This window comes from Mycobacterium sp. Dal123C01 (assembly GCF_052566995.1).
Map to the genome: position 1 here is coordinate 5,129,616 of NZ_CP199580.1, position 13,032 is coordinate 5,142,647.

At 65.3% G+C, this 13,032-nt stretch carries 14 protein-coding genes and 1 pseudogene; 4 read left to right on the forward strand and 11 right to left on the reverse strand.

Translation table 11 applies throughout. From position 1 onward, the window contains the following. Positions 1-51 precede the first annotated feature (51 nt). From rlmN to pyrH, 4 genes are all read right to left on the reverse strand, one after another. Positions 52-1,155: a 23S rRNA (adenine(2503)-C(2))-methyltransferase RlmN gene (rlmN, locus tag ACTXG5_RS24090; RefSeq protein ID WP_445161184.1), complete on the reverse strand. Its 1,104-nt coding sequence runs from the start codon at positions 1,153-1,155 to the stop codon at positions 52-54. A gap of 19 nt (positions 1,156-1,174) precedes the next feature. Beyond that, positions 1,175-2,098 carry a phosphatidate cytidylyltransferase gene (locus tag ACTXG5_RS24095; protein ID WP_445161185.1) on the reverse strand — a complete coding sequence of 308 codons (924 nt, stop codon included), beginning with the start codon at positions 2,096-2,098 and terminating at the stop codon, positions 1,175-1,177. 22 nt (positions 2,099-2,120) lie between these two features. Continuing rightward, positions 2,121-2,678: a ribosome recycling factor gene (frr, locus tag ACTXG5_RS24100; protein WP_445161186.1), complete on the reverse strand. Its 558-nt coding sequence runs from the start codon at positions 2,676-2,678 to the stop codon at positions 2,121-2,123. 65 nt (positions 2,679-2,743) lie between these two features. After that, positions 2,744-3,535, reverse strand: a complete 792-nt coding sequence (gene pyrH / locus ACTXG5_RS24105) for a UMP kinase (RefSeq protein ID WP_445161187.1) — start codon at positions 3,533-3,535, stop codon at positions 2,744-2,746. A gap of 367 nt (positions 3,536-3,902) precedes the next feature. Between pyrH and mbp1 the strand changes: the two genes are divergently transcribed. Then, a complete protein-coding gene (gene mbp1 / locus ACTXG5_RS24110) occupies positions 3,903-4,142 on the forward strand; it encodes a microaggregate-binding protein 1 (protein WP_445161188.1) in 240 nt (79 codons plus the stop codon). 250 nt (positions 4,143-4,392) lie between these two features. Continuing rightward, positions 4,393-5,121, forward strand: coding sequence for a winged helix-turn-helix domain-containing protein (locus ACTXG5_RS24115; RefSeq protein ID WP_445161189.1), 729 nt, complete (start codon positions 4,393-4,395; stop codon positions 5,119-5,121). Positions 5,122-5,164: 43 nt separating this feature from the next. Here the strand turns inward: ACTXG5_RS24115 and ACTXG5_RS24120 are convergent, their stop codons facing one another. From ACTXG5_RS24120 to ACTXG5_RS24130, 3 genes are all read right to left on the reverse strand, one after another. Continuing rightward, complete coding sequence (locus ACTXG5_RS24120) at positions 5,165-6,100, reverse strand: lysophospholipid acyltransferase family protein (protein ID WP_445161190.1); 936 nt, start codon at positions 6,098-6,100, stop codon at positions 5,165-5,167. A 139-nt stretch (positions 6,101-6,239) separates the two neighbouring features. Beyond that, a complete protein-coding gene (locus tag ACTXG5_RS24125; RefSeq protein ID WP_445161191.1) occupies positions 6,240-6,806 on the reverse strand; it encodes an MPT63 family protein in 567 nt (188 codons plus the stop codon). A gap of 245 nt (positions 6,807-7,051) precedes the next feature. Continuing rightward, positions 7,052-7,525 carry an MPT63 family protein gene (locus tag ACTXG5_RS24130; protein WP_445161192.1) on the reverse strand — a complete coding sequence of 158 codons (474 nt, stop codon included), beginning with the start codon at positions 7,523-7,525 and terminating at the stop codon, positions 7,052-7,054. Positions 7,526-7,739: 214 nt separating this feature from the next. Between ACTXG5_RS24130 and ACTXG5_RS24135 the strand changes: the two genes are divergently transcribed. Beyond that, complete coding sequence (locus ACTXG5_RS24135; protein WP_445161193.1) at positions 7,740-8,159, forward strand: MarR family winged helix-turn-helix transcriptional regulator; 420 nt, start codon at positions 7,740-7,742, stop codon at positions 8,157-8,159. A 6-nt stretch (positions 8,160-8,165) separates the two neighbouring features. Here ACTXG5_RS24135 and ACTXG5_RS24140 read toward each other — a convergent pair whose 3' ends face one another. The 4 genes from ACTXG5_RS24140 to rpsB all read right to left on the reverse strand — a co-directional run bounded on the left by ACTXG5_RS24140 (position 8,166) and on the right by rpsB (position 12,207). After that, positions 8,166-9,575: an amidase gene (locus ACTXG5_RS24140; RefSeq protein WP_445161194.1), complete on the reverse strand. Its 1,410-nt coding sequence runs from the start codon at positions 9,573-9,575 to the stop codon at positions 8,166-8,168. 119 nt (positions 9,576-9,694) lie between these two features. Further along, complete coding sequence (locus ACTXG5_RS24145) at positions 9,695-10,477, reverse strand: class I SAM-dependent methyltransferase (RefSeq protein WP_445161195.1); 783 nt, start codon at positions 10,475-10,477, stop codon at positions 9,695-9,697. A gap of 67 nt (positions 10,478-10,544) precedes the next feature. Beyond that, complete coding sequence (gene tsf / locus ACTXG5_RS24150; RefSeq protein WP_445161196.1) at positions 10,545-11,360, reverse strand: translation elongation factor Ts; 816 nt, start codon at positions 11,358-11,360, stop codon at positions 10,545-10,547. A 1-nt stretch (position 11,361) separates the two neighbouring features. Continuing rightward, the gene (gene rpsB, locus ACTXG5_RS24155; protein ID WP_445161197.1) at positions 11,362-12,207 is read right to left on the reverse strand and encodes a 30S ribosomal protein S2; all 846 of its coding nucleotides are present in this window, start codon (positions 12,205-12,207) and stop codon (positions 11,362-11,364) included. A 369-nt stretch (positions 12,208-12,576) separates the two neighbouring features. Here rpsB and ACTXG5_RS24160 point away from each other — a divergent pair. Beyond that, positions 12,577-13,032, forward strand: a pseudogene (locus ACTXG5_RS24160) (M23 family metallopeptidase); the annotation flags it as partial.

Below are 13,032 nucleotides of genomic sequence, written 5' to 3' on the forward strand. Positions count from 1 at the left end.
CACAAGACGGAGTAGGGGGTTGCCCAGTTCAGCGCCGCGGCTTTGCGCCCGCTATCCCTTTTCGAAGGCCAGCTGTCCACACGCGGCACTGATCTCACGGCCCCGGGTGTCTCGCACCGTGCAAGAGACCCCTTTCGCGCGGACCCGCCGGACGAATTCCCGCTCCACGTTCTTGGGGCTGGCGTCCCAATCACTGCCCGGGGTGGGGTTCAGCGGAATCAGGTTCACGTGCACCAGCGGCCCGAGAGCGCCGTGCAGCCGTTTGCCGAGCAGGTCGGCCCGCCAGGGTTGGTCGTTGACGTCGCGAATCAACGCATACTCGATCGACACCCGCCGGCCCGTCACGTCGGCGTAGTAGCGCGCAGCGTCGAGCGCCTCGCTGATCTTCCACCGGTTGTTGACCGGCACCAGCGTGTCCCGCAGGTCGTCATCCGGCGCGTGCAGCGACAACGCCAGCGTCACTCCCAGCCGTTCATCGGCGAGCTTGCGGATCGCCGGGGCCAGACCGACCGTCGACACCGTCACCGAGCGGGCCGAGATGCCAAAACCGTGCGGCGGCGCCTCGGTGATGCGCCGCACCGCGGCCAGCACCCTGGCGTAATTGGCCAGCGGCTCCCCCATACCCATGAAAACCACGTTCGACAGCCGGTCACCGAAGTCGTCGCGTAGCGCCACCGCGGCGGCCCGCACCTGTTCCAGGATCTCGGCGGTCGACAGGTTGCGCGTCAATCCGCCCTGGCCGGTGGCGCAGAACGGACACGCCATGCCGCAGCCGGCCTGCGAGGAGATACACACCGTGTTCCGCTGCGGGTAGCGCATCAGTACCGATTCGAACGTGGTGCCAGCAGGGTCGTTGGTGGCCCGCCACAACGTCTTTCGCGTCTGACCCGCGTCGCAGCTGATTTCGGCGGCGACGGTGAGCAGGTTCGGGAAGATGGCCTCGGCGATCACATCGCGCACGGCCGCCGGAAGGTCGGTCATCTGCCGCGGATCGGCGATCAGCCGGCCGTAGTACTGGTGAGCGAGCTGCTTCGCCCGAAACGCGGGCAAGCCCAGCTCCGCGACGGCCGAGGCTCGGCCCTCCGCGTCGAGGTCGGCGAGGTGCCGCGGCGGCTTGCCCGCGCGCGGTTCTTCGAACACCAATTGTTGGACCATGACCTGTCCAGTATCGGCCCTACCCCGGCAGCAGTGTGAGCACGGTCCACGCCGCGACCGCCGAGGGGAGCACACCGTCGAGCCGGTCCATCAGACCACCGTGGCCGGGCAGCAGCCGTCCCATGTCCTTGATGCCGAGGTCCCGCTTCACCTGGGACTCCACCAGGTCTCCGAGCGTGCAGGTGAGCACCAGGATGAGACCCAGCAGCGCGCCAATCCACGCTGGTTTGCCCGCTAAGAAGGTCGCGGTCAGGATCGCCGCGGTGATCCCGAAGACCAGCGAACCGACGAAACCCTCCCAGGACTTCTTCGGGCTGATCGCCGGGACCATCGGATGCTTGCCGAAGAGCGCCCCCACGGCATACCCACCGGTGTCGGAAGCGACGACGGTGACCATCAGGCAGAACACCCGCCCCGAACCGTCGTGGGCATAGACCAGCATCGCGCCGAAGGACGCGAACAACGGGACCCAGGCGGCCAGGAAAAGGGTGGCCGACGCGTCGCGCAGGTAGTTCGACGACGATCCGGCGGCATCATTGCGGCTGGGATCCTGCATGAACAACCGCCAGAACATGCACATCACGACCATCACACCGAAGCCGGCCACCGCGCCGCCGGCATGGTATGGCCAGGTCAGCCAGATGGTGAGCTGGCCACCGGCCAGCAACGGGATGATCGGGATGATGTAGCCGGCCTCGCGCAGCCGGCGCACCACCTCATGGCTGGCCACGAAAATGGCGATGGCCACGATGAGCACCCAGTAGCGCGGGGCGAACACCAGCGTGGCGACGAGGACACCCGAGATAGCCAGACCCACCGCGATCGCGGCGGGCAGGTCGCGTCCCGCCCGCGACGTTTTCTTGGCCCGCTGCGCCAGGGTGTCCTTAGGCCCCCGCGCCGGGTCGTCGGGCGGGGTGCCTGGGCTGGCGTTGGAGGTTGCCACGGACTCGGTTGCTGAGCGGCCTTTAGACCTCCAGCAGCTCGCCTTCCTTGTGCTTGACCAGCTCTTCGATCTGGTTGACGTACTGCTGGGTGGTTTTGTCCAGGTCTTTTTCGGCGCGGCCGACCTCATCCTCGCCGGCCTCCCCGTCCTTGCGAATCCGGTGCAGTTCCTCCATCGCTTTGCGACGGATGTTGCGCACCGAGACCTTTGCGTCTTCGCCCTTGCCTTTGGCCTGTTTGACCAGCTCTTTGCGGCGTTCCTCGGTCAGCTGCGGTACCGCGATCCGGATCAGGGTGCCGTCGTTGCTGGGATTGAGCCCGAGGTCGGAATTACGAATCGCCGTCTCGATGGCCTGCAGTTGGTTGGCTTCGTACGGCTTGATCACGACCAGCCGCGCCTCGGGGACGTTGATGCTGGCCAGCTGGGTGATCGGGGTGTTCGTACCGTAGTACTCGATGACAATCCGGGTGAACATGCCCGGGTTGGCGCGGCCGGTCCGAATGGTCGACAGGTCGTCACGGGCCACCGACACTGCCTTCTCCATCTTCTCTTCGGCGTCGAAGATAGCCTCGTCGATCATGTGCGCCGCTCCTCCTCATCCTGCGCTGTGCATCGTCGCAAGCGCGGATCATCGCATCTGCACCCTCAGGTGGTGACTAGCGTTCCGATCTTCTCACCAGCGACCGCTCGAGCGATATTGCCGTTGGTCAGCAGGTTGAACACCAGGATCGGCATGCCATTGTCCATACACAGACTGAACGCGGTGGCATCGGCCACCCGCAGCCCACGATCGATGACTTCCCGATGGCTGATCACGGCGAGCAACTTGGCGTTGGGATCCCGGCGCGGGTCCGCGGTGAACACACCGTCGACCGCCTTGGCCATCAGGACCACGTCCGCGCCGATCTCCAGGGCCCGCTGCGCGGCGGTGGTGTCGGTGGAGAAGTACGGCAGCCCCATACCGGCGCCAAAGATGACCACGCGGCCCTTCTCCAGGTGACGGACGGCCCGCAACGGGATATAGGGTTCGGCCACCTGACCCATGGTGATCGCGGTCTGGACCCGGGTGGCGATGCCTTCCTTCTCGAGGAAGTCCTGCAGCGCAAGGCTATTCATCACGGTGCCGAGCATGCCCATGTAGTCCGAACGGGTGCGCTCCATGCCGCGCTGCTGAAGTTGTGCGCCACGGAAGAAGTTGCCGCCACCGATCACGACGGCGACCTGTACGCCGTCGCGGACCACCTCGGCGATCTGACGGGCCACCTGCGCCACGACGTCGGGATCCAGCCCGACCTGGCCGCCGCCGAACATTTCGCCACCAAGCTTGAGCAACACTCTCGAATACTTGGCCGGGTTCGGCGGGTCACCGGAAGGCTGTCCGGGGTCGGGCGAAGACGTCGGCACGCCGTTAGCGCTCGTAGGCTCGGGCTGCGTCATCAGACTCCTCGCATGACAGTGCCATCCCGGGCTCGGCCACAGTCACCCACCCCGGAACGGCATTTCACATCCTGCCCCATCGCAGCACAATCTGGCGCCAGCGGGGTGCATATAGGCGCGGTTTCCGGGGCGGGTCGCTGCCGTGACCCGTCGGTGCAGGTCACACCCGCACGGGGTGTCGTCGCGACTTTGCCTCCGGCATCAGATGTTTGAGCTCACGGTGGTCTGGGCATCCGCATCAACGCGGCGGGGAAACCACGGTCTTGAGAAGCAGGGCACAACCACGCCGCATACCGAATCGATCGTTTAGTCGATCGGCACGAGCGTCTCGCTCGAATCACGTACGCCACTGAGGAGGAATCAATTCATGGCGGACAAAGAAAACTCTGGACCCGCGGAAGCCGTCAAGGGCGTCGTCGAGGACGTCAAGGGGAAAGTCAAGGAAGCTGCCGGCGCTCTGGCCGGTCGCGATGACCTGACCCGCGAAGGCCAGGCCCAGCAGGACAAGGCCGAAGCCCAGCGCGACGCGGCAAAGAAAGAAGCCGAAGCCGACGCCGCGCGCGGTGCCGCAAAGGTCGCCGAGGAACGCCAGAAGTCCAACCAATAGCTTGTTTCAAGGATGGGTCCGGCCCGTATCGACGGGCCGGGCCCGTTCGACTTTTATGGGCCTTTTCGAGGTCCACCCAGGCGTGACCATCTTCACGAACCGCCCACTTCAGCGAGCATTCGCCCGTACGCGAGCAACAAAGTTGGCATAGTTGTGACCTGAATGGGGTATTCAGCGCTGCGCTGGCGGACATCTCCCGCGAGGTGCCTACGCGGCCGGGGGCGGCGACAGACCCTCATGAGGTATGGAGATGTCTTTGGACGTGCTACTGCTTTCCAATGCGGACGATTTCGCATCGGCGGTGCCGACCCTGGAGTCGTTGACGCAAACGATTCGATGCGTTCCGCTCTCCGACCAACTCGACGGACATCATGACAGTGCTGACGTGGCAATCATCGACGCGCGCACCGACCTCGCCGTCGCCCGCAGCGTCTGCCGTGGCCTGACGGCCAACACGCCCGCCATCGCGGTCGTCGCCGTCGTCGCCCCGGCGCATTTCGCGTCGGTTGACGTCGACTGGCGCATCGACGACGTCATGCTGCCCGCCACCGGCGTGGACGAGCTGGAGGCACGGCTGCGCCTGGCGATCAAACGACGCCGCAGCGCAGTGGACGGATCCTTGAAGTTTGGCGACCTCGTCCTGCACCCGGCAAGTTTCGCCGCATCGCTGCGCGGTAAGGATCTAAGCCTGACGGCCACCGAGTTCAGATTGCTGAATTTCCTTGTGCAACATGCTGGTCGGGCATTCAGCCGCACTCGTCTGATGCACGAGGTGTGGGGATACGACGCCAACGGACGCGTCCGCACCGTCGATGTTCACGTGCGACGACTGCGCGCAAAGCTAGGGCCCGAATACGAATCGATGGTCGACACCGTCCGCGGCGTGGGCTACATGGCGGTCACGCCACCGCACCCGCAATGGATTGTCAACGGCCAGGCACAGGGTCCGGGCCTCAACGGCAGGGCCCACCATCGATAAGCTCGGTAATACGCTGTTGCTCAACACCTTTCGCAGCGAATCATCATGCGAAGAGCGGCAGCGCACGCTTGCGCGCCAGCGCGTCCATTCCCCGCTGAATGGCGTCTTGGACCTCCCGGTACTTGCCGTCGACGTAGTCGTCGTCGTCCGCGCGCGCGAGGTCATGATCCACCTCGACCGCCGGCATGAACCGGGTCCGGATCTTGGCCGGCAACGGCAGCTGCGGAAGCGCGGCCGGTGCGATCCCCCACGGTAATGAAATCGCCAGCGGAAATACCTTGAGCCGCAGCATCCGATCGAGTTGTAACACCTTCGACAGGCGGTCACCGCGGATCAGCACCGGCATGGCGTCCGCGCCGCCGACCGTCGCGATGGGCACTATCGGCACGCCGGCACGAATCGCCATCTTCACGAAGCCTTTGCGGCCCGCGAGGTTGGCCCGGTCACGCTCGGCCCAGGGCCGCAGCGAATCCACTTCTCCGCCAGGCCATAGCGCGACGTCTCGGCCCTCGGCCAGTGCCGTGGAGATCGCGTCCGGGGCGGCCGGCAGCACGCCCATCGAGCGAAAGTAGCGTCCGATGAGCGGGATCGCCATCAACGCGTCGTGCGCTGTGCCGTGCAACGGACGCTCCTGACCGAAGCGGCGCCACCATTGCAGACCGACGGTCCAGGCGTCCCAGACGAACGGAGCGCCCGAGTGAATCCCGACCAAGAGCGCCGGTGGATCGGGAATGTGCTCCCAGCCGTCGATCTCCATGCGAAACCAATAGTCCACCAGCACGTTCCAGAAGAACTTCTGGTTCTGCATCGTGGTCTCGTCCTGGCCGCTGAGGTCCCACTGCGCGGCACGCTCGGCGACCCATCCGCTCAGCCCGCCGTCCTGGTCGCTGCGCCTGTCCTCGGCCGTCGCTCGGGCCTCTTCGGCGTGTTGCTGCGCCTGGGCACGTACCTTCGCCGGCCTGTGATCTGCATAACTCATTAGTGCCGAGTACCCATCCGCGCCGCGTCCAATTCGTGAATCGCTCACCAAAATGCTTGGAGCAGCGACGCAAAACTCCCCGCGCCACGGGGTGTGGCGCGGGGAGTCCGCAGCTGTTAGGCCCGAATGGGCTTACGGCTTAGGTGTGCGTCGGCGTGCTGGGCGCCGGGCCCGGCAGCGCACCAGGCGCCGGGGTTGCGTTCGGCGCAGGCGCACCAGGCGCCGAGCCACCCGACATGTTCGACGTCCACATCAGGATGTCTTGCATTCCGTCGTTGTACGCGACACCGTTCGGCGGTGCGCCGGTCACGTCGAAGTAGAGCGTGCCGGTCGACTCGTTGCCCTGCATGATCGGTGCGGGGTTAAGGCTGCCCGGGGCCTGGACCTTGTCGATCACCCGGTAGTTCTGGCCGTTGGGCCCGCGGGCGATGAAGTCGTTGACCATCGGGGTAACCAACCCGCCATCCGACCTGGCGCTGACGTCCGCCTGGTACAGCGTGCCCTTCGGGGTGTACCCGGGGATCGCCACACTGCTGGGTTGCAGGTTGCTCACGGTGTAGTTGGTGACCAGGGGCCCATCCACGAGTTGTTCGCTGGTGCCGAAGCCCTGGATGTTCGGCGGCGCGGCGGTTGCAGTCGCTGCGGTGAAAACGCCAACAGCGGCAATACCGGCGGCTCCGATTACCGATTTCATAGCATTCTTCATGCTAGATACTCCCATCACTACCAATTGTTTCCCGCGTTGATTTCCCCCCAAACGCGGGCTCTTTGCCGCATATCCATTACTTGGTGGATTCAAACATCGCGGCGCTGAGCTGCGTAACGCCATTGCCCCGGGAAAATTATCGCACCCCAGAATTCGCATATACCTCAAAATTACGTTCAGCCTCAAATGCCACAATCGCGCTCGGTGGGTAAACAGAACCTCGCGAATTCGCAGCTCACCGGCGATTAAACGTGGCGCGTCCAGACGAGGAAATCGTCTGCGCCATCGGTGTACACCACGCCGACGGGCCGCTGGCCGGTCACGTCGAAGTACAGTTCGCCGGACGTCTGTTGGCCTTGCTCGATCGGACTGGGGTCAAGCCCGTTGGGAACAGGTCCGTTGTTGACGACCTGGTAGACCGTGCCGTTGAACGCCCTCGCCATGAAACGAGAGATTTGCGGCTGAACCGTTCCGGCATCCGATTTCGCCGTCACATCGGCCTGATAGAGCTGCCCAGCGGGCTGAAATCCCGGTATCGTCGCGTCACTCGGCCGCAGATTGCTGACCGTGTAGTCGGTGATCAGCGGGCCATCGATGGCCTGTTCGGTAGCTCCATAGCCCTGAACGTTGGCACCAGCAGTTGCCGCCATGAAGATGCTCGCCCCGGCAATCCCCGCGGCGCTCAGAGCCGCCTTTGCCATCGTCGTGGTGAATGTCATTGTGACCCCATATCTCTCATGCCAATCCCCGTCATTCACCCGTACCCGTCGGTGTCCGCGCCCCAAACCGACCCCTGATGGCAAGATCGCCGAATTGAGACGACGTTCAAGCGCCGTGCGCTGCCGCGTAACTTCGTATTAGCCGCAGCGTAATTCGGCCCCAATCAGCCGTGCTTACCTCCGGGAGCCGCGCAGATATGTCAATATCGCTGACATGGCTGCGACCGACGACGCCCCGCTTGGCTACCTGCTCTACCGGGTGGCCGCCGCGCTGCGGCCCGAGGTTTCCGCCGTGCTGAGTCCGCTCTGCCTGACACTTCCCGAATTCGTGTGCCTGCGCATCCTTTCGATGTCCCCCGGAATGTCCAGCGCCGAATTGTCCCGCAGCGCCAATGTCACACCGCAGGCGATGAACACGGTGCTGCGCAGGCTCGAGGAGATTGGCGTGGTGGAGCGGCCGGCCTCGGTGTCCTCCGGACGTGCGCTACCGGCCACGCTGACCAGTCAGGGACGCACGCTGCTGAAACGCGCGGAAGCCGCGGTCGGCAACGCGGATGCCCGCATCCTGGCCAAGCTGACCGCGGGGCAGCAGCGCGAGTTCAAACGGATGCTGGAAAAGCTCGGCTCCGACTGACTGCGGCTATTCGGCCGCCTGGATTCGCGCTCGCGGCCGCGCCTCTTCGAGTTCGTAGGCCAGCTCCAGCAGCAGTGCTTCTTGCCCCAGATCGGCGGCGAGCATCATGCCGACCGGCATCCCCTCCGCCGATTGCGCCAACGGCAACGAAATCGCCGGATCTCCGGTGACGTTCTGCAGCGGGGTGAACGCCACCCAATCGATCAGCCGGTCCATAAGCTGCTGATAGTTGGTGGGCGCCAGGTAACCAACTCGTGGTGTCGGGTCGGCGAGGGTCGGGGTGAGCAACGCGTCATAGGTTTGGTAAAACTCGGCGCTACGCCGTCGCATGCGGCGCAACCGCATGATCACCCCCGGCAGCCGGTACAAGTTGTGGGCGGTGTGGCGTTCCAGGCCCAGCGTCAAGGCGTCCAACCGGGTGCGGTCGAACGTCTTGCCGAATGCCCGCCGCCCGGTGCGTACCTGCACCAGCGCGAGAAATCCCCAATACAGAATGAAGTCGTCGACGAAGCTGTCCGGCACCGGATGCTGGTCGATGTGTTCGACGCGGTGCCCCAGTTCCTCGAGAATCCCGGCGGACTTGAGGGTCAGCTCCCGCATCTCCTGGCCGCACTCGCGCCGCACCGAACGGGTCGCCACCGCGATCCGCAATCGCTGCCGGCCGGGCCCGGTGACGTCTCCGATGGGCGCGAGCTTGGGGTTGCGCCAGATACGTTCGGCCTCCCGATAAAACGCCGCGGTGTCGCGCACCGAGCGGGTCAGTACGCCGTTGGTGACGATGCCAACCGGCATCCGGCGCAGCTCCGCGTCAAGCGGCAACCTGCCCCGTGACGGCTTGAGGCCGACAATCCCATTGCAGGCGGCCGGAATTCGGATCGAGCCACCGCCGTCGTTGGCGTGCGCGATCGGCACCACCCCGGCGCCGACAAACGCGCCCGATCCCGACGACGAGGCCCCGGCCGTGTAGTCGGTGTCCCACGGGTTGCGCACCGGCCCCAACCGGGGATGTTCGGCGGCCGCGCTGAACCCGAACTCCGACATCTGCGTCTTGCCCAGCGGCGTCGGCCCGGCGGCCAGGTACACGCGGGTGAACTCGCCGTCGGCGACGGCGTTGCGCGGCTCCCACGCGTCGGCACCCCGCATCGTGGGCTGGCCGGCGACGTCGACGTTGTCCTTGAGGAACGTCGGGACTCCGCTGAAAAAGCCGCTCGAAGGATCGGCCGACGCGGTCGCGCGCGCCTGCTCAAAGGCGTTGTACGCCAAGCCGTTCAGGGCGGGATTGACGGCCTCGGTGCGGGCGATCGCAGCCTCGATTACCTCGGCTCGGCCGACCCAGCCGGCCCGGATGGCCTCGCTGAGGCCGACGGCATCGAGATCGCCAAGGGCGTCGTCACCGAAAGCGTGCACGCGTCGCATGACACTGACGCTAGCCCGCATACGCGGGGTGGCTCACCCCCGCCTACGTCGTCGGACGTTTGCGAACCGTGACCGTCGTGTCGCCTCGGGTTCGTCGGCCGGCACTCGGTTGAGCAGTTCTACTTCTTCAGCCGAAAATAAATCATTCGGGCGACGCGATTCTTGCGCAGTAGCTGGCGCGGCGTTCTGGGTGCACGAAACAACAGTGCGACTTTGTGACCAGCGTAAGTTGAATACTCAAGAGCGATGCGCACTGTGCTGTCGCATTTGCGTTCGATAGCTTGCTGAAACAGCCCTATATATTCGGGCTGAGTCAAAAAGACTTTGTTGAAACCGATTGCGAACGGCGCCAGGCCCCCGTTTTCTAGATAACGAAGCGTGCCCACCGAGACGCCGGGCCACCGCTCATTGAAGACATCGTCCGCGATCACAACACCGCCAGGCGTCAAACACGCCTCGGCTAGGGTCATGTCGGAAAATACTATTTCCTCGGTGTGTCCGCCATCAACGCTGAACAGTCGGACGGAAGACCCGACCAATGTTTGAACAGCAGCGCTATCCAATGTCGTGGAATCGGCTTGATGAACCACCGGCTTATTCGTCGACGCCCATCGTTGGGTGTTTGCGAGGAACTTATCGCGATCACCTTCGCCTGACTCATCGACATTCAAATGCTGGTCGCCGAAGATATCAATGGCAAGTGCGCGCTGTTCGTCCCTGAGCAGTAACTGCAAACCTATGAAGAATTTGCCGTGGTGGACACCGATCTCCGCGACGCCGCCTGGAATCTCGCTGCGGTGCTGGGCGGAATCAAGGGTGTGGACCACGTCCAAGACCTCAGGTTCGAGCCATCCTTCGACGAGTCTGTGACCCGCGGCGCGGTATAAGCCGAAGCTCTGCATGGCTCCCGATCTTGTCACGTCGCCCCAACGAGTAACGCGCCGCAACGGCACCGATCAAGCCGGGCGGCTAGGCCTGACCCACCTCAAAGCGAACGAACCGGGTCACCGTGACACCGGCCTCGTCGAGCAAAGCCTTGACGGTCTTCTTGTTGTCGGACACCGACGGCTGCTCGAGCAGCACGGCGTCCTTGAAGAAGCCGTTCAGCCGGCCCTCGATGATCTTGGGCAGCGCCTGCTCCGGCTTGCCTTCGGCCTTCGCGGTCTCCTCGGCGATGCGCCGCTCGCTGGCCACGACGTCTTCGGGCACATCGTCCCGCGAGAGGTAACGCGCCTTGAGCGCGGCGATCTGCAGCGCGACCGCGTGCGCCGCCTCCGCACCAGCCCCGGTGTATTCGACCAGCACGCCAACGGCGGGCGGCAGGTCGGCCGCGCGCTTGTGCAGGTAGGTCTCGACGGTGCCGTCGAAGAACGTCGCCCGGCGCAGTTCGAGCTTCTCGCCGATCTTGGCCGACAGCGCGGCGATGACCTCTTCGACCGTCGTGTCACCGACTTTCGCCGCCTTCAGAGCGTCGACATCGGCGGCCTTGGACGCCGCCGCCGCCGCGACGACCTCGTTGGCCAGCGCCTGGAACTCCGCGTTTTTGGCGACGAAGTCGGTTTCGCTGTTGAGCTCGATCAGCGCGCCGTCCTTGGCCGCGACCAGACCTTCGGCCGTGGCGCGCTCGGCGCGCTTACCGACATCCTTGGCGCCCTTGATCCGGAGCGCCTCGACGGCCTTATCGAAGTCGCCGTCGGTTTCCACCAGTGCGTTTTTACAGTCCAGCATCCCGGCGCCGGTCAGCTCCCGAAGTCGCTTGACGTCGGCAGCGGTGTAGTTCGCCATCTCAGCCTTCCGTGGGGGTTGTTTCGGTTGCGCCTCCAACGGCCTCGGTGGTGGCTGTGGTTGTCGCGGTCGTGGTCGCCGAAGCGAGCAGTTCCTGCTCCCATTCGGCGAGCGGCTCGGCGGCTTCCGCCTCGGGCTTGCCGTCGGCGCGGCCCGCTCCGGCCCGCGCCTGCAGGCCCTCGGCGACCGCGGAGGCGATCACCTTGGTCAGCAGCGCCGCCGAACGGATCGCGTCGTCGTTGCCCGGGATCGGGTAGTCGACCTCGTCGGGGTCGCAGTTGGTGTCCAGGATCGCGATGACCGGGATGCCGAGCTTGCGGGCCTCGCCGACGGCGATGTGCTCCTTGTTGGTGTCGACGACCCAGATCGCCGACGGCACCTTGGCCATGTCGCGGATACCGCCGAGGCTGCGCTCCAGCTTGTTCTTCTCGCGAGTCAGCATCAAGATTTCCTTCTTGGTGCGACCCTCGAAGCCACCGGTCTGCTCCATCGCCTCGAGCTCCTTGAGGCGCTGCAGCCGCTTGTGCACGGTGGAGAAGTTGGTGAGCATGCCACCCAGCCAGCGCTGGTTCACGTACGGCATGCCGACGCGGAGCGCCTCGGCCGCAACGGACTCCTGCGCCTGCTTCTTGGTGCCGACGAACATGACGCTGCCACCGTGGGCGACGGTCTCTTTGACGAACTCGTACGCCTTGTCGATGTAGGTCAGCGTCTGCTGCAGATCGATGATGTAGATGCCGTTGCGGTCGGTGAAGATGAACCGCTTCATCTTGGGGTTCCAGCGACGGGTCTGGTGCCCGAAGTGGGTGCCGCTGTCCAGCAGCTGTTTCATGGTCACGACGGCCATGGTGATGGCATTCCTTTGTGTCGGTTGTCGCCCGGCATCGGGTGAAGCCGGACCCTGGCGCCTGCTGCGATGCCGGACCCAGCCAGAAAAAACCTGGTCGGGACCGCCCGGCACGCGGTGCGAACTCCTTGTGGAACGGGAGACGCGGGGCAGACGCGCGAAGTCAGCCCGCGAACGAGCTGCGACGAGAAGTTTACACCGACTCAGCTGGTGCTTTTCCCCGCACGTGTCCACACCCGTCCACACACCGGCATCCGTGCACAGATTGGGCGAACGCAGGTCACCCAGTCGTCGACGCCACGCTGAACTGATGGGGTGCGGTGGGCGGCGCTGATCATGAGCTTGAACCTGACCCTGGCCGTGATCAGCGCATTGCCGGCGGCGGCGGACGACATCCGGCTGCAGTGGCCGCTGCGACCCGCCCCGGCCGTTGTTCGGAAATTCGACCCGCCGTCGCCCAACTGGAATCCCGGGCACCGCGGCGTGGACCTGGCCGGGCGCCCTGGCCAGCCGGTTTACGCCGCCGGGGCCGCGACGGTGGTGTTCGCCGGGCTGCTGGCCGGACGACCGGTGGTGTCACTGGCCCACCCCGGCGGACTGCGCACCAGCTATGAGCCGGTCCGGGCCGTCGTGCGGGCGGGTCAGCAGGTGACGGCGCAGACGGTGATCGGCGAGCTGGTGGCCGGGCACTCGGGCTGCCGGGCCTCACAAGCTGGAGGGGCCTGTTTGCACTGGGGCGCGATGTGGGGTCCGGCGTCGGGCGCCGACTATGTCGACCCGCTGGGCCTGCTGAAGTCCACTCCGGTTCGGCTCAAGCCGCTGAAC